Origin of the sequence: Paenibacillus riograndensis SBR5, assembly GCF_000981585.1 — a bacterium.
In the GTDB taxonomy this organism is placed as follows: domain Bacteria; phylum Bacillota; class Bacilli; order Paenibacillales; family Paenibacillaceae; genus Paenibacillus_AQ; species Paenibacillus_AQ riograndensis.
Window position 1 is genome coordinate 4,647,071 of the sequence record NZ_LN831776.1, and the last position, 23,099, is coordinate 4,670,169.

Annotated in this window: 24 protein-coding genes; 2 read left to right on the forward strand and 22 right to left on the reverse strand. The window is 50.4% G+C overall.

The window, feature by feature from the left end; genetic code table 11:
• The first annotated feature begins 122 nt into the window (after nucleotides 1-122).
• Complete coding sequence (locus PRIO_RS19605; protein ID WP_039787585.1) at nucleotides 123-980, forward strand: glycosyltransferase family 2 protein; 858 nt, start codon at nucleotides 123-125, stop codon at nucleotides 978-980.
• A gap of 84 nt (nucleotides 981-1,064) precedes the next feature.
• Here the strand turns inward: PRIO_RS19605 and PRIO_RS19610 are convergent, their stop codons facing one another.
• Nucleotides 1,065-1,751 (reverse strand): MBL fold metallo-hydrolase, encoded by a 687-nt coding sequence (locus tag PRIO_RS19610; protein WP_020427897.1) that lies wholly within the window; start codon nucleotides 1,749-1,751, stop codon nucleotides 1,065-1,067.
• 60 nt (nucleotides 1,752-1,811) lie between these two features.
• The gene (locus PRIO_RS19615; RefSeq protein WP_020427898.1) at nucleotides 1,812-2,708 is read right to left on the reverse strand and encodes a LysR family transcriptional regulator; all 897 of its coding nucleotides are present in this window, start codon (nucleotides 2,706-2,708) and stop codon (nucleotides 1,812-1,814) included.
• Nucleotides 2,709-2,827: 119 nt separating this feature from the next.
• Between PRIO_RS19615 and dapA the strand changes: the two genes are divergently transcribed.
• Nucleotides 2,828-3,724 (forward strand): 4-hydroxy-tetrahydrodipicolinate synthase, encoded by an 897-nt coding sequence (gene dapA, locus PRIO_RS19620; RefSeq protein ID WP_020427899.1) that lies wholly within the window; start codon nucleotides 2,828-2,830, stop codon nucleotides 3,722-3,724.
• 113 nt (nucleotides 3,725-3,837) lie between these two features.
• Here dapA and PRIO_RS35635 read toward each other — a convergent pair whose 3' ends face one another.
• The 20 genes from PRIO_RS35635 to yfmF all read right to left on the reverse strand — a co-directional run bounded on the left by PRIO_RS35635 (nucleotide 3,838) and on the right by yfmF (nucleotide 22,936).
• Nucleotides 3,838-4,281 carry a hypothetical protein gene (locus PRIO_RS35635; protein ID WP_144412120.1) on the reverse strand — a complete coding sequence of 148 codons (444 nt, stop codon included), beginning with the start codon at nucleotides 4,279-4,281 and terminating at the stop codon, nucleotides 3,838-3,840.
• A 101-nt stretch (nucleotides 4,282-4,382) separates the two neighbouring features.
• Complete coding sequence (locus PRIO_RS19630) at nucleotides 4,383-5,936, reverse strand: DEAD/DEAH box helicase (protein WP_020427996.1); 1,554 nt, start codon at nucleotides 5,934-5,936, stop codon at nucleotides 4,383-4,385.
• A 246-nt stretch (nucleotides 5,937-6,182) separates the two neighbouring features.
• Nucleotides 6,183-6,542: a YmaF family protein gene (locus PRIO_RS19635; protein ID WP_020427997.1), complete on the reverse strand. Its 360-nt coding sequence runs from the start codon at nucleotides 6,540-6,542 to the stop codon at nucleotides 6,183-6,185.
• Between the two features lie 210 nt (nucleotides 6,543-6,752).
• On the reverse strand, nucleotides 6,753-7,325 hold the full coding sequence (pduL, locus tag PRIO_RS19640) for a phosphate propanoyltransferase (protein WP_020427998.1): 573 nt from the start codon (nucleotides 7,323-7,325) through the stop codon (nucleotides 6,753-6,755).
• Nucleotides 7,326-7,493: 168 nt separating this feature from the next.
• Nucleotides 7,494-8,465, reverse strand: a complete 972-nt coding sequence (locus PRIO_RS19645) for a dipeptidase (protein ID WP_197545356.1) — start codon at nucleotides 8,463-8,465, stop codon at nucleotides 7,494-7,496.
• Between the two features lie 216 nt (nucleotides 8,466-8,681).
• A complete protein-coding gene (locus PRIO_RS19650; protein ID WP_019910496.1) occupies nucleotides 8,682-8,942 on the reverse strand; it encodes a stage V sporulation protein S in 261 nt (86 codons plus the stop codon).
• Nucleotides 8,943-9,142: 200 nt separating this feature from the next.
• Nucleotides 9,143-9,937, reverse strand: a complete 795-nt coding sequence (locus tag PRIO_RS19655) for a TIGR00282 family metallophosphoesterase (protein ID WP_039787722.1) — start codon at nucleotides 9,935-9,937, stop codon at nucleotides 9,143-9,145.
• A 51-nt stretch (nucleotides 9,938-9,988) separates the two neighbouring features.
• On the reverse strand, nucleotides 9,989-11,530 hold the full coding sequence (gene rny, locus PRIO_RS19660; RefSeq protein WP_020428001.1) for a ribonuclease Y: 1,542 nt from the start codon (nucleotides 11,528-11,530) through the stop codon (nucleotides 9,989-9,991).
• A gap of 308 nt (nucleotides 11,531-11,838) precedes the next feature.
• Entirely contained in the window at nucleotides 11,839-12,573 is a 735-nt protein-coding gene (locus tag PRIO_RS19665; protein WP_020428002.1) for a regulatory protein RecX, read from the reverse strand.
• A gap of 337 nt (nucleotides 12,574-12,910) precedes the next feature.
• Nucleotides 12,911-13,975 carry a recombinase RecA gene (recA, locus tag PRIO_RS19670; RefSeq protein ID WP_039834594.1) on the reverse strand — a complete coding sequence of 355 codons (1,065 nt, stop codon included), beginning with the start codon at nucleotides 13,973-13,975 and terminating at the stop codon, nucleotides 12,911-12,913.
• 298 nt (nucleotides 13,976-14,273) lie between these two features.
• On the reverse strand, nucleotides 14,274-15,563 hold the full coding sequence (locus PRIO_RS19675; protein WP_020428004.1) for a competence/damage-inducible protein A: 1,290 nt from the start codon (nucleotides 15,561-15,563) through the stop codon (nucleotides 14,274-14,276).
• 56 nt (nucleotides 15,564-15,619) lie between these two features.
• A complete protein-coding gene (gene pgsA, locus PRIO_RS19680) occupies nucleotides 15,620-16,207 on the reverse strand; it encodes a CDP-diacylglycerol--glycerol-3-phosphate 3-phosphatidyltransferase (RefSeq protein WP_020428005.1) in 588 nt (195 codons plus the stop codon).
• A gap of 153 nt (nucleotides 16,208-16,360) precedes the next feature.
• The gene (locus PRIO_RS19685) at nucleotides 16,361-16,852 is read right to left on the reverse strand and encodes a YajQ family cyclic di-GMP-binding protein (RefSeq protein WP_039787733.1); all 492 of its coding nucleotides are present in this window, start codon (nucleotides 16,850-16,852) and stop codon (nucleotides 16,361-16,363) included.
• Between the two features lie 180 nt (nucleotides 16,853-17,032).
• Nucleotides 17,033-17,197, reverse strand: coding sequence for a hypothetical protein (locus PRIO_RS36140; protein WP_167330793.1), 165 nt, complete (start codon nucleotides 17,195-17,197; stop codon nucleotides 17,033-17,035).
• Nucleotides 17,198-17,289: 92 nt separating this feature from the next.
• Complete coding sequence (locus tag PRIO_RS19695) at nucleotides 17,290-18,285, reverse strand: RodZ domain-containing protein (RefSeq protein ID WP_020428008.1); 996 nt, start codon at nucleotides 18,283-18,285, stop codon at nucleotides 17,290-17,292.
• Between the two features lie 44 nt (nucleotides 18,286-18,329).
• Nucleotides 18,330-19,097: a DUF3388 domain-containing protein gene (locus PRIO_RS19700; protein ID WP_020428009.1), complete on the reverse strand. Its 768-nt coding sequence runs from the start codon at nucleotides 19,095-19,097 to the stop codon at nucleotides 18,330-18,332.
• A gap of 179 nt (nucleotides 19,098-19,276) precedes the next feature.
• Nucleotides 19,277-19,537 carry a DUF3243 domain-containing protein gene (locus PRIO_RS19705; RefSeq protein WP_020428011.1) on the reverse strand — a complete coding sequence of 87 codons (261 nt, stop codon included), beginning with the start codon at nucleotides 19,535-19,537 and terminating at the stop codon, nucleotides 19,277-19,279.
• 110 nt (nucleotides 19,538-19,647) lie between these two features.
• Nucleotides 19,648-20,415: an elongation factor P 5-aminopentanone reductase gene (gene ymfI / locus PRIO_RS19710; RefSeq protein WP_020428012.1), complete on the reverse strand. Its 768-nt coding sequence runs from the start codon at nucleotides 20,413-20,415 to the stop codon at nucleotides 19,648-19,650.
• On the reverse strand, nucleotides 20,415-21,695 hold the full coding sequence (yfmH, locus tag PRIO_RS19715; RefSeq protein WP_046504285.1) for an EF-P 5-aminopentanol modification-associated protein YfmH: 1,281 nt from the start codon (nucleotides 21,693-21,695) through the stop codon (nucleotides 20,415-20,417). Before yfmH ends, ymfI begins: the two co-directional genes overlap by 1 nt.
• Before the next feature lie 2 nt (nucleotides 21,696-21,697).
• Nucleotides 21,698-22,936, reverse strand: a complete 1,239-nt coding sequence (yfmF, locus tag PRIO_RS19720) for an EF-P 5-aminopentanol modification-associated protein YfmF (protein ID WP_407944500.1) — start codon at nucleotides 22,934-22,936, stop codon at nucleotides 21,698-21,700.
• Nucleotides 22,937-23,099 lie beyond the last annotated feature (163 nt).

The following is a 23,099-nucleotide window of genomic DNA, read 5'->3' on the forward strand; positions in this document are numbered from 1 at the left end:
GACTGTCCGGCCTATAAACAGCGAATTAGTCAGATATGCAGGTCATAACATACGAATCTCACATACAATAATTTTATAAAAAAGGATAGGCGGTGTGTATTTTGGCCAAAATATCAGTTCTCATGCCAGTTTATAATATGGCCGCATATATTGAAGAAGCGATTTGCAGTATTCTAACCCAGACCTATTCTGATTTCGAATTGCTTATTATTGATGACGGATCAACGGACGGAACTTTGGATATTATCCGAAAATTTGATGATACCCGAATTAAAGTGATTGCCCATGCAGTGAACCAGGGGCTGATTGCAACTTTAAATCAAGGCATTGATTGTTGTAGAGGCGAGTATATTGCCCGGATGGATGGCGACGATATCGCTTTGCCCCACCGGTTCCAGCGTCAAGTGGAATTCATGGACACCCATCCGGATTACGGCGTTTGCGGTTCCCAGGTTTATTTGTTGGGCAAAGACAGTGTTACCACCAAACCTGTACATCATGAAGAGATCCTCTGCTGGCAGCTGCTCCACTGTACGATTGTGCATCCAACGATTATGATCCGAAGTTCCGTACTTGTGAACCATGGGATCAGGTATCTGGATTATCCCCATGCCGAGGATTATGAAATATGGAACCGGTTAGGGGCAGCAACAAAGTTAATGAATCTCCCCGAGGTTTTGCTCATGTACAGAGTTCATCCGGGCCAGATCTCAAATACTCAGCAGCAGGTACAATTAGTACAATCCGAACGCATCCGCAGAGATCAACTGCGCCTGCTTGGTATTGAACCCACCGCCGAGGAGTATCAGACCCATTTGGATTTTTGCCATTTCAGAATACGGGTACATGAACCCGCTCACTATTATCAGTGCTTAGCCTGGGCTCACAAGCTCCTGGAGGGCAACCTGCGCACACAAAGGTATCACCATGAAACCTTAAATTCGGTATTATCGCAATGTTTCAGTTTATCCAGATACTAGGGTTCTGATCGTTCAAAAAAAAGGTTGGGCAGATCAACGGGATCTCCCCAACCTTCTTTATGTTTAACCGGAGTACGTGTTCCTTCAGAATGTCAGGCTTCCGCCATGATAGCAGTAATACGATTTAGCCTGAAGATTCTGCAGGACATTCAAGGACTGATCTGCACGCTCACGGTCCAGACAAAAATCCGGATTGGCTATAATTAATTCATCCCCGTCCCTAACCGCTGCATCGCCCGTAATGACACTGCTTAATTCAGGAAAATACAAAGAAATATGGCCTGACGTATGCCCCGGTGTGGCAATGACCTTACATTGCTGATTTAAAATCCACTCCCCGTCATGGACGGTTTGATCTACGGAAACATGCTGTAGGCTTTTTAGCTGCTGCACGAACCAGTGTCCAAAATCTTGTTGTTCCTCCGGCATATGCTCCAGCATTGCTTCAGCTTGGGCTAATCTCTCCGGTTTTACTTTGCCGCTGATACCTTCCGCTTCCACTCCGCTTGCCATAATCGTAACTGAAGGGTATTTTGCTTTGAAAGCGTACAATGAACCGATATGGTCATCATCATAGTGTGTGATCAGGATATTTTTTAAATTCATCATGTCATAGCCATGGGCAACAATCTCCTTTTCAATGAAAGGAAGAAACCCCGGATATCCGGTATCCACCAGGGTTAATTCATTCTCTGAGACAATCAGGCTTGGATATATATAATTGGGTTGACCATTATACTCAAATTCAATCGGAAGTTCGATTATTTTCATTGCAACTCTATCCTCCATAGATGATTAATAGGCAGCTTATTTAACCTCCGCATCCTCCATTTATAATGCTACCGCCTTTGCCTCCGCATCGGCCAGCAGCATCTGAATCAGCGACTGCAGCGGCAGCGACTTCCACTTCTTCGGGTGGATCAGCAGCTGCAGATCAAAGTGGATTTCGGGATGTACAAAAGCCAACTCCGCCAGGGTACCCCGCTCAATCTCTTCTTCGGCTACAATTCTTGGAAGCAGGGCAATCCCGAGTCCATTGCGCACGCAGCGCTTGATCGCCTCCAGGTTGGACAGCTCAAAGCCGATGCGGAAATTGATCCCGTGCTCCCGCAGCAGATTCTCGAACAGGCTGCGGTAAATACAGCTCTCCTCGGAGACGATCAGCTCACATTGGTTCAGGTCATGCAGCGTCACACCGTCCAGCTTGGCTAACGGATGGCCCTTGGGTGCCACCAGTACGAGCGGCTCATCCCTGATAATCATGCGTTCCAGCTGCGAATCTGTGGTGCTGCGGTCGAGCATCAGACCGATATCGACCTCGCCATCTCTAATTTTGGCCACCAGATTCGCCTCCTGCTCGGTTTGCAGATGAATATTCAGCCCTGGGAACGTCGTCCTCAGCTGCTGCAGAAAAGGCGGCAGGTAAAAGGCGGCAAGTGAATCTATCGTTCCGATAGTCAAAGTTCCCCCGATCTGCTGGGCAATGGTTTCTTTGGAGCGGTCATACAGGTCCAATATTTCCACGAACAGCTTCAACAGCTCTTCACCGGGCGGAGTCAGGCGCAGTGCGCGTCCATGCCTTTCTATCAGCGGAACCCCGTATTCCTTCTCAATCTTCTGAATCTGCATGGTCACACTGGACTGCGCATAGCCCAGCTCTTCAGCCGCGCGGGTAAAGCTCTGCCGCTTCGCAACCTCGCGGAAGGTCCGCATATATGTTAAATCCATAATCTCACCCTAACATCAATATTATTGATAACCTACATCATTTATTATAGCTAACACCGATGAAATATTCCATGCTACAGTAAGATAAAAGGATTTTAACATTTTGGAGGACGATATTCATGTTAACAGAAGAACAGATTTATGGAATCTATGTTCCCGTGGTAACCCCGTTCAATGCTGCTGGCGAGATCGATCTGGAATCGTACCAGCGTTATGTGAACAACATCATCAAGAACAGTATTCATGGTCTGGTCGTCAATGGAACCACTGGAGAATCGCCGACAGTCAACATACAGGAATTACAGACCCTCGTGAACACCTCACGGGAAATATTGAAATCCAGCAGCATTCCGCTGGTCATCGGCACAGGCACAAATGATACTGCTTCCACGGTTGCCCGCACCGAGCTGGCTGCAAATTCAGGCGCTGACGCTGTGCTGGTAGTCGTGCCTTATTACAGCCGTCCTTCCCAGCAAGGCATTATTGAACATTTCCGCAAAGCGGCCGAGGTGGGCATTCCGGTCATTGCCTATGATATCCCCGGCCGCACCGGGGTCGGCATGTCCGTCGATACCGCACGCACCATTCTCGACATGAACAATGTCGTGGGCTTAAAGGACTGCTCCGGCTCGCCGCTGCTCGTCACTGAGCTGTCCCGCCTCGGCTCGAAGCCGGTGCTGTGCGGCGATGACCTCCATTTCTTCGATATGCTGGGCTGCGGAGCCGCCGGCGGCATGCTGGCCTCGGCCAATGTGCACACCGCCAAATTCCTCGGCATCTATGAACAGTTCAGAGCCGGACAGATCGAAGAAGCCAGAGCGGCATTCGACCGGCTCATCCCGCTGATGAAGCTGCTCTTCAAGGAATCGAATCCGGCCCCGATCAAATGGCTGCTCAGCGCCTATGGGGAAATCGCCTCTGATACACTCCGCCTGCCGATGACCTCCATCAGCTCCGGGCTGCGTGAGGAATTGGGAGCTTATCTGGCCGGATCAAACCATCTGGCAGCCATTTGATATTGTGCTGACAACAACAACCGCCAGGTTACAGTCTGAGACTGTAGTCTGGCGGTTGTTGTGTCGGCCGCTTTTCCTCTAAACATCGCAGCCGCCCGCTACCCAGCTATCTGCTATACCCGGCCGCCCGCCTGCAGGCAGACCGCCGTGGCGAAATACAGCCTGCCTCCGGCGAAATCAGAGGTACTTTTACCTCTCATTTCCACATACAGCCTGTTTCCGGCGAAATCAGAGGTATTTTTACCTCTCATTTCGGCATATGGCCTGTTTCCGGCGAAATCAGAGGTATTTTTACCTCTCATTTCCTCATATGGCCTGCCTCCGGCGAAAACAGAGGTATTTTTACCTCTCATTTCCTCATATGGCCTGCTTCCGGCGAAATCAGAGGTACTTTTACCTCTCATTTCCGCATATGGCCTGTTTCCAGTGAAATCAGAGGTACTTTTACCTCTCATTTCCGCATATGGCCTGTTTCCAGTGAAATCAGAGGTACTTTTACCTCTCATTTCGGCATATGGCCTGTTTCCGGTGAAATCAGAGGTACTTTTACCTCTCACTCTCCTTTGCTGTCTACTCCCGGCAAATACTTTCCTGCAAAAAGCAAAAAAACAGCCTCCCACCCAGGGAAGCTGTAATCTATAAATCTATGAGCCGCAGTTTACTGCGTTCTGCCAGCTTTGGCAGCAGGTCTCCCGCTAGCGCTGCCGCCAGGTCTGCTATTCTGCCCGGTGCTTATCCGCTCCCCCGGTCTCCCGCTAGCGCTGCCGGGGCGGCTGCCTGCACCAGCTCTGCTACCGTTTCCTCCGTTGGCTCTGCCGCTAGCCCCGGCTCCAGATCGTGCTCCACTGGCAGGAGCACTTCCAGGTCTTGTCCCGGCCGCTGCATGCTGGGCCGGTTCCCCGTTCGGTCTGCTTCCCGAACGGTTCCTGCTGCCGCCGCCAGAGCTGTTGCCCGGGCGGTTGCCCTGCGTGAACCACTCGGACTTCGGCTTGCGCGCCGGATTGGACTTCACCTTTGCCGCCGGTTTCGCCGGTGTCTTGACCGGACGGTCTCTAAGCAGCGCCTGGGCACTCTCGGACATTGGATAGGCGTGGTCCTTTACTTCGGGAATCGTCTTCCCGATCAGCTTCTGGATATCCTTCAGGTAGGGGATCTCTTCTGCTTCGCATAAGGAAATGGCAACTCCGCTCATCCCGGCACGGCCGGTGCGGCCGATCCGGTGAACATAGGTCTCCGGAATGTTCGGCAGGTTGAAATTAATAACATGCGACAGCTCATCAATATCAATCCCGCGCGCGGCAATGTCCGTAGCAACGAGTACACGGGTGGTTCCGCTTTTGAAGTTTCGCAGCGCATTTTGCCGGTCATTCTGGGACTTGTTGCCATGAATGGCTTGAGCCGTAATATTATTGCGGGTCAAATCGCGGGTCACCCGGTCAGCCCCCCGCTTGGTGCGGGTAAAAACCAATGCTGACACAATGGATTTGTCCTGCAATAGACGATTCAATTGCTTTTGCTTATTGCCGTTTTCCAGCAGATAAACCGATTGTTCAATACGGTCCACAGTAGAGGACACCGGGGTAATCTCGATTTTCACCGGATTCACCAGCAGCGTTTTGATCAAATTCGAAATTTCTGTCGGCATCGTAGCCGAGAAGAACAAGGTTTGTTTTTTGCTTGGCATTTTGGCAATGATCCGCTTTACATCATGAATGAAACCCATGTCTAACATACGGTCCGCTTCGTCCAGCACAAGGATCTGCACGTATTGCAAATCGGCATGCTTTTGGGTAATCAGGTCGATGAGCCGGCCTGGTGTGGCGATCAGGATGTCTGCACCCTGGCTTAATGCCCGCTCCTGAGCTTTTTGTGACACACCGCCGACTATAGCTGTTGAGCGGATATTGGTGAATTTGCTGTAGGCCTGAATATTTTCCGAGATTTGCAGGGCAAGCTCTCTTGTGGGGGTAAGAATAAGCGAACGGATGCGGCGTTTGCCGCCCGTTACGGAAGGCTGCTGGCTTAACAGCTGAATAATCGGCAGAGAAAATGCTGCTGTTTTACCTGTTCCGGTCTGTGCGCAGCCAAGGACATCCCGGCCAGCCAAAGCCGCTGGAATGGATTCCTCCTGAATGGGGGTGGGGGATGTATAATTTTCTTGGCTTAACGCCTTAAGGATTGCCGGGATTAAATTCAAATCATTAAAAGTCATGTTGTCTCCTTAATGTGAAATACATATATTTTCAGATCATGTGCGGGCATATTCAGCTTATTCCTGCGTCTCCACATAGCGCAGTTGTAAGTCATAACACATAATGATACCACAGATTCGTATATTAGATAATGCTTTTTAATCCGGTTTTGGTTTTGTCCAAAAGATTTCCAGAAAAAAACAGTCCCCTTATCAACGAACGGGAGGGACTGCTTTTTAAAAACCGTTCTAACTCAGTTCATGTACCTAAACAAGCGGCGCTTGGATCAATGTTGCAAAATTAAATTGATGCTGATGGCCATCATTTACAGTAGTGAGACCAGTAACAAAATGCACATGCTTGCCATTTCCAACCGGAATCGCCGGTCCGGTTCTAATCTTTTTCAGATTATGAAAATGGTTCAAAAAATCAGTTTTATTGAGATCAATTTCATGGACATGGCTGTTCCCTGCCCGGATTGCCTGCCCCGTAACACCTGCGAACCGGTGGTTATGCCGGTCTGCACCTGCTTCGGCCAATTTAGTACTGCCTTCAAATTCATGTACATGCCGCTGCGCCTGTTTAGACGATACACCTTTCAACCTTCTGAGATTTTTCTTCTGCATCCGTCACTTGCCTCCTTACAATAGTGGACTCCACAACATCATATTGAGGCAAAAATAGGTATGTGCTAGGCATCTGTCGAGGATCCGAAGGCTATTTTTCCGGCTTCGCGGGACTTTTGCTTGGATGCTGGGTCAGGTATTTTGCTGCTGATATGCAAAAAAAGCGGAGGATCGCTCCCCCGCTCTCTTCCATCTTATAAAAAATTAAGACTAATCCACAATTTCAGCAGTATCGCCATTGTTGGCGCCTGCAGCGTTGGCTTCGTCGGTGTCGATATGCATGTCGAGCTTAAAGTTGTCGGATACACGTGCAATCACGTTCTCTAGTATCAGACCACGTTCACCGCCAAGGCGTACCTTCAGCATTTGCTTGTCGGCAATGCCCCAGGCTTCAGCTTCGGAGGTATGGAAGTGGATATGGCGTGCTGCCACAATAACGCCTGTTTCCAGCTCAAGTTCGCCGGCAGGCCCTTTGATCGTAATGCCTGGTGTGCCTTCAATGTGGCCGGATTCGCGGACAGGGGCTTTCACGCCGAGGCTGAATGCGTCTGTGCGGGATACTTCCAGCTGCGATGCCGGACGGACAGGTCCAAGGATTCTGACCTTGTCGAATTTTCCTTTGGTGCCGATTACGGCTACTTGCTCATTTGCTGCAAATTGTCCGGGTTGGGACAGCGGTTTGAACTCTGTCAATTGATATCCTGGGCCAAACAATGCTTCTACATGCTCCTGCGTAAGGTGAATATGCCGGGCCGACACACCTACGGGTACAGTCTTGCTCATTGTAATGTCACTCCTTGTATTTTCTCTAGTATCTGTACAAGCCACTGAACATTATACATCTATTTCTCTGAAAATAAAAAGCCCCTCTTCACATAGAGGGAGCTTTTTTCGACATTTTACGATATTGGAACAGGATTGTCAAAAATTCGCCACTTGCGGGACCAGTATTCACAGCTGCGGCTGGATTGTCTTGGATGGCAGATTTTTGGCGAGAAAAGACAGGGCATTCCCGTGAAGCCAGCCCTTCACCGCATCTTCAGGATAACGGGCCAGCAGCAGCTCGGCGAATTCTGCATATTTTCCCGGATGCTCCAGACCCTCCACCCAGCAATCAATGCCGTCAAAATCCGATCCGAACATGATCTGCCCGGAGCCGCCGAGCGAACAAATATGCTCAATATGCCGCAGGACATCCTCAGCCTTCGCCTCCCCGCCATCCCGGACAAACCAGGGGACAAAAGTCACCCCGATCCGCCCGTCCATCGCGATCAATGCCTGAATCTGCTCATCGCTCAGATTGCGCGGATGTCCGCACACAGCAGCAGCATTGGAATGCGAAGCAATGAAGGGACGCACACTCCGCTCCGCAAGCTCCCAGAACCCGGCAGGCGCCAGATGCGACACATCCAGCAGCATTCCGCTCTCATTACACCAGTTAATGAGTTTCCGCCCCTGCTCCGTAAAACCGCCGTTCCGCTGCTCCAGCACACCGTCCGCTGCCCAGTTGGCATAATTCCAGGTTACGCCCATGAACCGCACTCCCAATTCAAAACACAGCTGGGCATAGAACAGATTGCCCTCCAGACCGTCCACACCTTCCAGGGAGAGCATTCCCCGGCCTGTGGGTGTATTAATCTGCTCTGCCGCCTCCTCCTTCCAGCACAGCCACTGCAGGCCTCCTGAACCGGCTACTTGATTGCGGAAGGACTCGATCTGCCCCAAAATGCGCTCAAAGCTCGCTTTTTCCCGCCGGGTAGACAGATAGATCGCAAAAACCTGCAGTTCGACACCCCCCGCCAGCAAACGGTCCAGGGTCACATCCAGCCGGCTGTCTTTCCTGAAATCTATATCCGGTGAAGCCTGCAGCTTGCTAAGCACATCACAGTGAAAATCCGCCACTCTTCGTTGCCTGTTCCTCACCACAGAATACACCTCGCTTTCGTTTGGGCTTATGGCCTACTACAAAGCTTATGCTCCCACAACGTATCTCTCAACTTGTCATCTGTAATTTCTATATGCACAGCAAAAAACCTGCTTACCGGAGTAAACAGGTTCACTCAAAAAGTTTTGCGGGGATAACTTCAACGATTGGACTCCACACAAAACTTGCTTCGAAAATCTACTTATGGCTATCTATTATCTAGGTTCTACAATCAGTTTAATCGCGGTCCGATCCTCTCCATCAATCACTATGTCTGTAAAAGCCGGAATGCAGATCAAATCGACGCCGCTGGGTGCGACAAATCCCCGGGCAATGGCAACTGCTTTGACGGCTTGGTTCAGTGCTCCGGCTCCAATGGCTTGCAGCTCGGCCGATCCACGTTCACGAAGAACACCTGCTAACGCGCCGGCGACGGAATTAGGATTGGATTTAGCTGATACTTTTAATACATCCATAGTAAGTACCTCCCCTGGGAAAATGATGGTGTTCTTCCACTACTGTAGATGTTATTCGCGTTAGAAGAATTAATTCCTTCTTTTTGCGGACCATTCCGGAGAAATTAGGACAAAAGATACTCTTTCTCGATATAATAAATATCACACTTTACCCAAAACCAGCGATTATTCTCGAAAAACCTATTGACTTGGAGCACAACCTAGCTCATTACCCATTCGCCTTCACGCATCCGGATCTTCTCAACACGTGTTGCCTTACCCGTAGCTTCATCAAGTTCTGCGAACAATCCATGCAGCTGCCACTTGCCTTCATCCACGACAAATCTTGCCGGAAGCTGGGTAGTAAATTTATACAGTACCGCATCCTTTTCCATACCCAGAATCCCTTCTCTTGAACCAACCATCCCGGCATCGGTCAAATATGCAGTTCCTCCCGGCAGGATAACTTCGTCGTTGCTCTGTACATGGGTGTGTGTGCCGACCACAATCGAAGCCAGTCCATCCAGGTAATACCCCATGGCGATCTTTTCGGAAGTAGCTTCGGCATGAAAATCAACAAGGATGCATTTGTGCTTCTGACGGAGCTCTTGGGCAATCTCTTCCCCAATGCGAAACGGATCATCAATAGCCGGCAAAAACGTACGTCCCTGCAGATTGACAAGCGCGAGCTGTTTGCCATTCGCTTTGATCACTGTATAGCCGCGGCCTGGCGTGCCTGGAGGAAAATTAGCGGGACGGATGAGCCGCGGCTCATCGTCGATAAATTCAAAAATATCCTTGTTGTCCCAAGTGTGATTCCCCATCGTAATCCCATGCACACCCCAATTGAAAAACTCATTGGCAATGGCTGAGGTAATCCCTCTGCCGGCAGCGGCGTTCTCTCCATTAACGATTATGATATGCGGCTGATATTTATCCTTCAGGGTAGGCAGCATTTCACGCAGCGCTTTTCTGCCGGTATTCCCGCAAATGTCTCCGATAAACAGAACTTTAATGATGTTCTCCTCCTGAAAGAAAAAAGGCCCCGCGAGGGGCCGATTTCCTTGTTATTTAGCGTATTCTACTGCCCGTGTCTCGCGGATTACGGTAACCTTGATATGACCCGGATAATCCAGTTCACTCTCGATCATCTTCGTAATGTCGCGGGCCAGACGGAAAGCTTCGGCGTCGTCGATCTTCTCAGGCTGCACCATCACGCGAACCTCGCGGCCCGCTTGAATCGCATAGGATTTCTCCACGCCTTCGAAGGATTCCGAAATTTCTTCCAGCTTTTCCAGACGCTTGATATACGTTTCCAGGGTCTCGCGGCGGGCGCCAGGGCGTGCGGCCGACAAAGCATCGGCAGCTCCAACCAGCATGGCGATAACCGAGGTAGCCTCGCAGTCTCCGTGATGGGACGCGATACTGTTGATAACCACCGGATGTTCCTTGTATTTCTTCGCCAGTTCGACACCGATTTCCACGTGCGAACCTTCTACTTCGTGATCCAGCGCTTTGCCGATATCATGCAGCAGTCCGGCGCGTTTTGCAAGCACGATGTCTTCCCCAAGCTCACCGGCCATCAGTCCAGTCAAATAAGCAACCTCCATGGAGTGCTTGAGTACGTTTTGACCATAGCTCGTACGGAATTTCAGACGGCCCAGGATCTTGATCAGATCCGGATGCAATCCGTGAACGCCTACCTCGAAGGTAGCCTGTTCACCGTATTCACGAATCCGTTCATCTACTTCCTTACGGGACTTCTCTACCATTTCCTCGATTCGGGCCGGATGGATACGTCCATCCGCTACCAGCTTCTCAAGTGCCGTACGGGCCACTTCGCGGCGAATCGGATCAAAGCCTGACAGAATAACCGCTTCCGGCGTATCATCAATGATGAGATCAATACCTGTGAGAGTTTCCAGTGCACGAATGTTGCGGCCTTCACGGCCGATAATCCGGCCCTTCATCTCTTCATTAGGCAGCGTTACGACCGACACGGTGGTTTCCGCCACATGATCAGCAGCGCAGCGCTGGATCGCCAAGGTAATGATTTCACGGGCTTTCTTGTCCGCTTCTTCCTTAGCCTGCTGCTCAATTTCCTTGATCATCTGTGCGGTTTCGTGGCGAACTTCCTGCTCAACATTGCTCAGAATGATACTTCTGGCATCATCGATGCTCAAATTGGAGATGCGTTCCAGTTCAGTGACTTGATTCTTGTAAATAACATCAATTTGCTGCTGTGTTTCGTCAATTCGTTTCTCTTTGTTAGCTACTTGTTCTTCTTTTCGTTCGAGCGATTCCATTTTTTTATCCAGCGATTCTTCCTTTTGCAGCAAACGTCTCTCTTGCCGTTGGATTTCATTCCGACGCTCACGAGTTTCTTTCTCAGCTTCGGTGCGGATTCTATGGACTTCGTCCTTAGCTTCAAGTACCGTTTCTTTCTTCAGCGCTTCTGCCTCTTTCTTCGCGTTCTCCACGATGACTACGGCTTCCTTCTCAGCACTGGAAATCTTAGCTTCTGCAAGGGATTTACGAATAAAATAACCGAATCCAAAGAATAATGCAGCTACAACGAGAACGATTATGACCCAGATTGCAGGATGCATTCTGTTCACCTCCTCGTTGGTTCCTCCAAGAACAAGCCTTGGGAATTTGTGCAGTTGTTAAACTAATCCGTTCATCACCATACAAAAAACCGGTAATACACCGATTGCCATACTGCACATGCTGCACATGCACACTGCCCGCCTTATCCGGCGATTACATTTCATATGAGTTGTACGCGAACCGCACCATAAGAGTCTGCTTTTTGGGAAGGAAAAAGGATTCTTATTTAGGCCGATTCATGTTATATTTTATTATTTATAAAAAGACATTGTCAAGAGAGTCGATAACCGCATTAAAGTCAAGACAATCAGTCAGGGAAGTAAATCTCCTCTTCTTCGCCTTCAAAATCTTCTTCCCCGCGTAAAATGTTCAGCACCTGACGCACCATATCCCCGGAAAATCCCCGCCGCATAAGAAATGCACCGGTCTTTCTGCGCTTGTCGTTCACATCGCCGCGGATCAGATTCCATTTCTTCCGCCCCGTCTGCAAAGCGCTCTCCAGCTCCTGCTCGGGAGTAATATGCTCCAGCGCCTCCGAAATCAGCGACTTGTCGATGCCCTTCTCGCGCAGCTCCTGACGGATCCACAGCTTGCCTTTGCGCTGGCTCGTAATTCGCTGCTCTGCCCATTGCTTGGCATACAAGGGATCATCCAGCAGACGTTCCTGCTGCAGGCGCAGCAGAACTTCGGCAATAATAGTCTCTCCTATTTCCTTCTCCCGTAAACGGCGGGCCATCTCCTGAGACGTCCGGGGCTTGCGCTCCAGATACCGCAGTCCCTCCACATAAGCCCGCTGGCGTTCATCCGCTACAACGATCTCTTCCAGATCAGCCTTCATAAAAGAGCTGCCCGTAATCATCCGGTATTTAATCATGACATCTTCATGAACGGTCATCTGATAGGCGCCAAAATGAATAATATAGCGGTGGTCAGACTTTTTCTGCCGTTCCACCCGTGTAATCACCAGCTGCTCATCCGCAGGAAAATCAGCCAGCACCTGCTCGTCCTGCCCTTCGGGTTCGGGATTTAATTGTATTACCATGGATGGCTGTCACCTCATTGCTATTGTAAGTCTGGTTCATTTTACGAAAAAGCGCCCTGTCAGATCATTCACAGGGCGCTCGATATCTTACCTATATAGAGTGAACTTAAGATATTTACATTAGGGACTTCGTCGGGACTACGGAGAATGTTTGGACTTCCGGCCGCTGTTGTCTGCAGATTTCTTGATTGGTACCGCTGTTCGCGGTGGAAATCCGCAGACAAAGGCGGACGCTTTCGCTCCTACAGTTCCAAACTTCCCCTCCATCCCTTTTCCCTTTTGTTCGTTTTTCAAGTTCACTCTATATAGTATTAGTTACAGAAGATTGAATATCAAGTTATTCGATTTCAAGCAGCAAATTTTCTTCTTCCTCTTGCTCCGCTGCTATCTCAGATTCGGTTGGCGCAGCCACAATCGTTGACAGATTGCTTGCTTCACGAATCTTATTCTCAATCAACAGGGCAATATCCTGATGTTCCTTCAGGAACTGCTTGGAATTCTCACGGCCTTGTCCAAGACGCTCACCTTCATAAGAGTACCAGGCACCGCTCTTGTTGACGATGTCCATTTCAGTGCCGATGTCCACGAGGCTTCCCTCCTTGGAGATCCCTTCACCATACATGATATCAACATCAGCCTGCTTGAATGGAGGAGCTACCTTGTTCTTCACAACCTTGATCTTAGTGCGGTTGCCTACCACATCGTTGCCCATCTTAATGCTCTCAACGCGGCGCACATCCAGACGCACGGAAGAGTAGAATTTCAATGCCCGGCCGCCGGGAGTTGTTTCCGGGTTACCGAACATTACACCAATCTTCTCACGAAGCTGGTTGATGAAGATCGCAATAGTATTCGACTTGTTGATTGCCCCGGACAGCTTCCGCAAAGCCTGAGACATCAGGCGGGCCTGCAAGCCTACATGGGAATCGCCCATATCGCCTTCGATTTCGGCCTTCGGAACCAATGCTGCCACAGAGTCTACTACGATAATGTCGACAGCACCGCTGCGGACAAGTGCTTCAGCGATTTCCAGCGCCTGCTCGCCCGTGTCTGGCTGGGACAGCAGCAACTCATCGATGTTAACTCCAAGCGCATTAGCGTATTTAGGATCAAGCGCATGCTCGGCATCGATAAATGCAGCTTGTCCGCCGACCTTTTGCACTTCTGCAATCGCATGCAAGGCAACTGTTGTCTTACCGGAAGATTCCGGTCCATATACTTCAATAATACGTCCTTTGGGAAGTCCGCCAATACCTAATGCAATATCAAGTGCCAAAGATCCGCTAGGTACCACTTCCACCTTCATGTGGTTGGATTCTCCCAATTTCATAACCGAACCTTTACCGAATTGTTTTTCTATTTGACGAAGCGCCATATCAAGCGCTGCACGACGATCTGACAATCAGACCACTTCCTTCACTGTTTATAGTACTATAATAACGTGTTTTGGAGGTCTTGCCAAGCTTTTTTTCGAACATACATTCGTTTTTTTTATCCTGCGGGCTAATACTCCCTTTTATTGTAAGCCTCCTTCCGGATCTGGGGCTGACCCAGAATATCGATCACCGGACATCGGACAGTGCCTTCTTTCAAAGGACGGGCTGCAGGTTCATGCCTCTCAATATAACAAAAAACCGCAGCAAGGATATCTCAGTGCCACGGTTCTTCCGTATACTTGAATTATATACTGGGTACTAAGGTTATTGCAAGGCTGACCCCTCAAGCGGTGTATCCACCTTGCGCTCCTCCAGTCTGCGCCAGAGACGGTACAGAAGCGACTTGACGGTCCGCAGACGGATGTTCTCCCGCGTACCCTTAAGGTTCAGCTCATAGACCTGCGTAGGCCGGCCCCGTTCCGCCAGTCCGACGAACACAAGCCCAACCGGCTTGCGTTCAGAATATCCCGGACCGGCTACACCGGTAACCGATAATCCGAAGTCACTGTCTGCAATCATTCTGACCTGATCCGCCAGCACTTCGGCTACTTCCCGGCTTACCGCACCCGGCGCATCCGGTCCCTCCAGAAGGGCTGCCGGCACATTCAGCAGCTTCTTCTTCATTTCATTGGAATAGCATACGATTCCTCCGAGAAACATCGAGGCGCTGCCCGGAATATTCGTAATGCTCTCCATCAGCAGGCCGCCGGTGCAGCTCTCCGCCGCACTCAAAGTCAATCCGGCATCCGCCATCCAATCGACGATCAGCTGTTCCAGCGGCACATCGATATTGGCGTACATATGCTCCGGCAGGATCTCCTGAATGGTTGTCTCCAGCACCTCCAGCTTCTGCATGGCCTCCCGTTCAGAAGGGGCTTTGGTGGATATGCGAACCGTTACCTCGCCCTCCTTGGCATAAGGGGCTATGGTCGGATCACTCTGATTCCTGATCAGATCAATCAGCTTATCCTCCAGGAGCGACTCTCCAATGCCGGCGAACTTAAGCATCTTCGAATAAATCGGCATTTCGCCGGTCAGTGCATGCTGCTGCAGCCAAGGCTTGGCCTGGCCAGTGAACATAGGCTTCATCTCCCGCGGTGGACCGGGAAGAACAATATAATATTTGCCTCCGTCAGCAAACGCAAGGCCCGCAGCAAGCCCCGTTTCATTCGGAAGCGGTGTGGCTCCATCAATGATAAGCGCCTGCTTGCGGTTATTTTCGGTCATTACAATTTTGCGTTCATCAAAAAAACGTTGTACATGATCCATGGCAAGCTGATCTATATGCAGGCTGCGGCCCAGGGAAGCCGCAAGCGCATCTTTGGTAAGATCATCCTCCGTGGGACCTATCCCGCCGGTGAATAGAATGACATCCGCACGGCTGCGGGCAATTTCGATGGCCTGCTGAAGGCGGCTGCTGTTATCCCCAACGACGGTCTGAAAGAACACATCAATTCCAAGCGCCGCCAGCTCCAGGGATAGAAACTGGGCATTGCTGTTTACGATCTGTCCGAGTAAAAGTTCTGTACCAACGGCAATAATTTCCGCTTTCATAGCTGGCTTTCTCCTCCTGGATGTAGAGTAATACATGTGTAATGGCGGCTTTGCGGCTAAGCGTTATGAAGCTCCAGCAAATCTTTATTTTTCACGAAATAGTCAATGCCAGAATAAATCGTAACCAGCGCTGCTGCCCAGATGGCAATATCATCAACAGGAATGCTGACGAATTGAAACGGGAAGTTATTCAGCAGCAGCAGTGAAATGGCAACAATCTGAATAACAGTCTTTATCTTGCCCCACTTGCTGGCAGCAACCACTTTACCTTCGAGCAGCGCTACCTGGCGCAGGCCGGTTACCGCGAACTCGCGGCTGATAATAACGATTGCGATCCATGAGTCGCATCTGCCCAGCTCCACCAGGGAAATCAGCACAGCCGAGACCAGCAGCTTGTCCGCAAGAGGGTCGAGCAGCTTGCCCAGATTGGTGACCATGTTGTATTTCCGGGCGATATAACCGTCTATGCCATCGGTGCTGGCCGCAAGCAAAAAGATCACCGCTGCGATCAGATGATTAAAGGAAAGCTGGAACGAGCCCCAATGAATCGGTTCCGGATAAAAGCTGAAATTCATCAGCAAAAAAAACATCATAATCGGGATAAGACAAATACGTGCCAGCGTAATGCGGTTAGGCAAATTCACAGAAGTTCCTCCCTTGATCCATACGAATCCGTAATTCCACTATTTTCTAAAAAAACTGCTTACGCAAGTATATTATAGCCCTATGTAGGTGTCAAAAAAACACAAAGCACCCCGCAGGCGAGAAATCAGCAAGCAGTGCGGGGTACAAAAATCTTACTTTAAGTTATTAAACTGCAGATCCAGCGGCAAATCGGCTTTGCGCAGAATCTGGATAATCTGCTGCAGATCATCACGGCTTTTGCCGGTCACGCGGATTTGGTCCCCCTGGATTTGGCTCTTCACCTTCAGCTTCGAATCACGGATCAGAATGTTGATTTTTTTGGCATTTTCATGATCAATTCCCTGCTTAAGACCCAGACGCTGGCGCACAGTGCCCAGAGAAGCCGGCTCAACCTTGCCGAAATCCAGATTCTTGAGTGTAATGCCCCGCTTGACCATCTTCGACTGTAAAATATCGATGACGGCATTCAGCTTGTATTCGTCCTCTGAGGCGATGATAAGCGCATCCTTCTCCAGCTTCAGACTGCTCTTGCTGTTCTTGAAGTCAAAGCGGTTATCAATCTCCTTCTCCGTCTGGTGAACGGCATTGGTCAACTCCTGCATGTCCATTTTGGACACGATATCAAATGAACTTTCCGAACTCAATACATCCACTTCCTTTGTCAGCAAATATTCTTTTCCTATTATATGAGAAAGGAACTCTTAAGTCTAATTTGACAGGTAAAGCCCGGCATACAAAACAGCCCCACCAAAGTGGAGCCGTTCTGTGTAAAGGCAGACAACCCGTTCCCCCGGTGCCAATGAGCCGGGGGACTCCGCATGTCGCTACTGTCTGCTGCGCGAGGGGGCCCGGAACATATCCAAAATCCCGAGCAGAATATGTGCCAGTCCAAAGCCCAAAATGCCATAACCCCAGGCACTCGGTGTCAGATAGTATCCGAGGAGACTGACGATAATACCAAGCCCTGTTACGATCCAGCTAGCGGTCATGAGAGAATACACCTCACTTTGGCGTAAGAACTGTAAAGCAATCATAGGTTCTCCTAAAAGCCAAAGTCTATACATTCAGCTTATATAGATGATTATTCAGTAGTTGTATTCCCCTGATTGGCTGCATTGTCCTGGCTTCCCTCAGTACCGCTGTCCTGTGCTCCGGATGTGTCTTCGGAAGCCGGGTTGTTATCCAGCTCAAGAAGAAGCCGGGATGAGGTTTTGCCGTCCGTGATTACTTGTCCATTGACGGTAATTTCCGTAGCAGGGGAGTATCCGGACTTGATATACATCCCTTCACTGTCAAGTGTGAAGCTCAGGTTGTCGCCGGCAGCAGTATTGCCGAAGCTCAGCTTCTCTCCCTTGGAATTCTCGCCTTTGTAGACTTCAAGCCAACTCACGCCACTCGCTGCGATCTGCACCTGAACGGCGCTTCCTGCAGGTGCTGACACCTTGTACACCGTCGTTTTTCCCGATTTGCGGTCCTGTGTGACCGTTACCTCCTGGGAGGATGGTGATGGTGATGGTGAAGCCGTTGGAGCTGTTGTCGCCTCAGGAGCCGCTGTGCCCGAACCCGTGCCTGCCGTAGCGGAAGGAGCCGCAACACCACCTCCCACTGCAGTCGGGGAAGGCTGAACCTTCGACGGGTCCTGTGTAGCCGTGGTCAGATTGCCGGGTTCGGCTTTGTCTGGCTCCGGTTTGTTCATATTGGAAGAAGCGTACATGTAAATCACCACGATAATAAGCACGGGAAAGGTCCACATCAGAACTGTGGGCAGCCATTTCGCATTCCGTTCCGTTTCCGGTCTGCGGCTGCGCTTCTGTATCACCGTTTCCATCGGTGTCTCTACCGGAGCGGCAGGCACGTTGCCGTGCTCTTCCATCAGCTCGTCGGGATTTACATCCACGGCCTCCGCATAGGTTTTGATAAAGGCCCGGACATAAAAGCTTCCCGGCAACACCTTATAATCCCCCGCTTCGATGGCTTCTAGATATTTTTTGCGGATTTTCGTTACTTCCTGGACATCATCAAGGCTCATCCCTTTTTGCAGACGCGCCTCCTTCAAATGCCGGCCCAGTTCCGACATACCATCACCTCCTAAGTGTGTAGTGCTGCTATCAGCAGTATTTTTTATAGATCATCACTGTAGCTCGTCGTGAACGAGTCGTACAATATCTCTTCGCTTGGTATATTGCGCAGCTCGATAATAATATCGAAATCATCATAGGTGTATTCGGATTCCCGCACAAAAATATCCGGGTGCTCAATCACCTTCGTGCTTGGCATGCTCATCACATGCTGCAGCAGATTATAGTGCTTCTCGTTGGAGCGGATCGTGCTGACAATCCCGTCAATAATGAATACATTGTGCGGATTCATTTCATCTTCGGCGAGCTGGCTGCGTACCGTCTGGCGCAATAGCGTCGAAGAGACAAAGGTCCAGCGCTTCATGGCACAGACACTGCCGGCGATAATCGACTCCGTCTTGCCGACACGCGGCATGCCCCGAAGACCAATAACCTGATTTCCTTCCCTTTTAAACAGCTCACCGAGAAAATCAACCAGCAGCCCCAGTTCATCCCTGGTGAACCGGAACGTCTTGCGGTCATCCGAGTCGCGGTCAATATAGCGCCCATGCCGTACGGCCAGCTTGTCAACAAGCCGCGGGGAACGCAGGGCGGTCACCGTTATATTATCAACTTTTTTGAGCATTTCGCCCATCAGCATGATCTTTTCATCGTCACTTGTTTCCAGCAGCATTCCGCGGGTTTTGCCTTCTACTCCGTTAATGGTCAGGATATTGACCTCCAGCATTCCGAGCATTGAAGCGATATCACCAAGCAGACCAGGTCTGTTCTTATGTATCTTATACTCCATGTACCATTGTTTATATTCCACTTGCTACACCTCATAGATTCCTTTTCCCGTAACTTTGCGGCATACACCAAAAAAAGCCGGCTTCGGCAAAGTGTTCTGAACACGGGTCATGTTAATGATATATAAAATAAATTTGAAAGGCAAGGACACTATTGTAATAATTGCAGAAAAGCTCCCGCGAGGGGAGCTTGTTCCGCGAGCTATGCGTTTTTCTTCGCCAGCTTCACCATGAGGGAAGCAATAGTCTGCTTCTCATCATCCGTGCCGACATCCCACAGCTCTTTGATCGCCCGGTTGGAGTAGTTGCCCGGATCGACTTTTTTATCGAGAAACTCCCCGATTTCAAAAGCCAGCTTGGAAATGGTTTCCTCGCTCATCCCCATTTTTTCAGCCTGAATGACCCGCTCGCCCAGAAAGCTTTTCCAGGTATCAAAGTTCTTCACTACGGAGTCTGTTGACATCTTAAATCCTCCTCAAAATGTTGTGGGTTACGTGAGATTTAAAAGCAACAGTTATAATATGTCTCCGCCCGGATATTCTTATGCTGGAGCATTTCTCCAAGGGTACCGCTTCAGGTAATCCACCCGCCGTTCGGACTGATGATCTGCCCGGTGATATAACCGGATTCCGGAAGCGCCAGAAAATACACCAGCGAAGAGATCTCCTCCGGAGAAGCCAGACGTCCTGCCGGAATCTCATCCTCCAGCATGCGCATCTCATCCGCTTGCAGGTTGGCGAGCATCGCCGTCTGTACGGCTCCAGGGGCTACTGCGTTGACTGTGACTCCCGACGGGGCCAGCTCCTTCGCTAGCGCCTTAGTAAAGGCATTAACGCCGCCTTTGCTGGCGGAATAAGCGACTTCACAGGAGGCGCCGGAAATTCCCCAGACCGAGGATACATTGATAATCCGCCCGTACCGCTGGGACACCATATACGGCATGAAAATCTGGCTGCACAGGAAGGTGCCTTTCAGGTTGACCGCCATAATCTCGTCCCATTCTTCCTCAGTCACATCCGCCAGCATCCCGTAGTGCGCCTTACCGGCGTTATTGACCAGAATATCCGGCTGCATTCCGCTCGCTGCGAGCCTTTCGGCCATACGCACAAGCTGGCTGCGGTCCTTCATATCCGCAGCCACCGTCATTACCTTGGCTCCAAGCGCCATACAGCGCCGGGCCACATCATTCGCCGCTTCATGCGAATTCATATAATGAATAACAATGTTCATCCCGACTGAGGCAAAACGTTCGGCAATTGCACCGCCGATTCCCCCGCTGCCTCCGGTAATGAGCACGGTCATTTCCCCTATTGGCTTGCTGTTCTCTCCCGAAAGCGTCATTAAGGGCTCACCACAAGCGACACTGCAAGCTGCTCCCAGTCGACATGCGAGCGCAGACGTTCATTCACTTCTTCCAGTGTGATCGATTCATAGAGCGGAAGCACTTCAAAAAGGTCTCCTCCGCGGAACTGGTACCGCGTGAATTCATGGGCAATGCTCTCAGGCGAATTCAGCATTCGCAGATAGCCGCCGATTTTCTTTTTGCGGGCCCGTTCAAAATCCTTCTCCGCAAAACCAGACGCCAGCACGAGATTGATTTCTTCCTTTATCCGCTTCAGCAGCAGATCAGTATCTTTGGTATCTCCGCCGATCGCCGAAAACGCGTATTGCGGTGAGCTGTTGAATTCATGTCCGAAGCTGTCCGAGATCAGCTCTTCGTCATACAATTTCTGGTACAAGGCCGTACTGCTTCCGAGCAGCAGGTCCAGCATCAGCTTGGTCGTCAAATCGCGGCGCACCGCAGCTTCCCCGGTCAGACCCTCCACCTTTTCCTTGAAGCCAAACAGCATCTTCGGCATGGACACCGCCAGCTTGCTCTCCTTGACTTTTGCCGCTACCTGTACAGGCTCTTCCTCAAAGATGCGCTGGATTTCACCCTGTTTGCCGTAAGATTTGCCGTTCTGGTTGTTGCGGATCAGCTCGAACACCTTCTCCGGATCGACTCCGCCAACTACAAATAACAGCATATTGCTGGGATGGTAGAAGGAATTGTAGCAGGTATACAAGGTTTCCTTGGTGATCGTGGCAATCGATTCGATGGTACCGGCAATATCGATATGGACCGGGTGTTTGGAATACATGGCTTCGATCAGGCCAAAATAAACGCGCCAGTCGGGATTATCCGCATACATATTGATTTCCTGGCCGATGATGCCCTTTTCCTTCTCCACATTCTCATCGGTGAAATAAGGCCGCTGCACGAAATCCACAAGTGTACTGAGATTGGTCTCGATATTTTCGGTTGCCGAAAAGAGGTAGACCGTCTGGTCAAAGCTGGTGAACGCATTTGCTGAAGCCCCGTTGGATGCAAAGGTGGCGAAAATGTCGCCTTCCGGCTCCTCGAACATTTTGTGCTCCAGAAAGTGGGCTATGCCGTCGGGAACGGTCGTTTCTTCGCCCCCTGCAACCTTGAAGTGATTATCCACGGACCCGTATTTGGTCGCAAAGGTGGCATAGGTTTTGAGAAAAGCCGGCTTCGGCAGCACATACACCTGCAGACCGTTATCCATAACCTCGTGATACAGCGTTTCTTGAAGTTTCTCGTAATGAATCTTTTCCACCGTTATTCCCCCTTCCCTGTCAGGAAATAAATCGTATCCAGCTCAAAGGTGCCGGCTGCAGCCTTCACATCTTCTGCCCCCGTGCTGTCAACCTGAGCCAGGAGTTCCTGGGCGGAGCGGTCTTTTCCGGACAACTGACGGTTGAAATCAAAGGATATCATTTCAAAAGCGGAGTCCTGGATTTCGGAGAGCAGATTGCGGATCATGGCTTTGGTCTGGCTCAGCTCCAGGTCACTGATATTCCCGGCCTGGAGTTCATCCAGCTGCTTGCGGATAATGTCCACGGCTTTGCTGTAGTTCTGTGTCTCAATTCCCGATTGAATGGTGCCGATGCCTTTATGGCCGTCATAACGCGAGGATGCGTAATAAGCCAGGCTCTCTTTTTCCCGCACGTTCACAAACAGCTTGGAGTGCGGATATCCGCCCAGAATGCCGTTGTACATGAGCGCTGAAGCATACCTGTCATCTTTGTAAGTTATCGGGGTGCGCAGACCCATGTTGAGCTTCCCCTGATTGACATCGAGCTTCTCTTCCACAGTGCGGACCTCCGTTACGGCTACTGGTGAAAAATTGGAGGAATATCCTGCTGCATTCCCATGGGTACGGCCAAAATGGCGGGTCACCAGCTTCTCTACTTCCTCAGGGGTGGTATCACCAACGACATACAGGTCGAGAATGGCTCCGCCCAGCCAGGAATGATAGGACTGATAAAGCGATTCCGGGGTAATGCCGTCGAGATCGGCTCTTTGGCCCAGCGGGTGGAGACGGTACGGTTCCTGACGGCACATTTCTTCAATGCAGCGTTCGGCTGCATAACGGATTTTGTCGTTGACGATTGCCTCCAGCTTCTTGCGCACGGTTTCGCGCTCAGTGGCTACATAGGAAGCGCGGAAACTCCCATCCTCCAACAGCGGTTTTGTCAGCACCTCTCCAAGGAACGCAAACGATTCGCCCAGCAGGCTTTCTTTGCTCTGCACGAAGGAATCATTGATTGTATCCATACGGAACTGGACAATCTGATAGTCGCCTCTTTTATAAATGTCAAAACCGAACCCGGCCCCGTACAACTCCTCCAGACGCTCACGGAACTGTGTGGTTTCGGGATAATTTGCCGTTCCTCTGCGCAGCACAAAGGGAATCAGCGCTGTCGGGGTCACCGTATGTTCATCAAGCGGAACACCGGCATAGAGTGAGATGGCGAACGTCTTGAACGCCTTGGTCGGCAGAACGTGAATGCGCATCCCTGCGGCGCTGCCATGTTGAAAACCGTTATTTGTCAAGTCCAAAACTCCTTTGCGGCGGGGATAACTGCCATATAAGCTAAACTTAAGAGCAACGGGAAGCCGGATTCTTAAGTTCACACTCAATACAACAAGTTTATGAAGTATTATCCATTCTAAACCA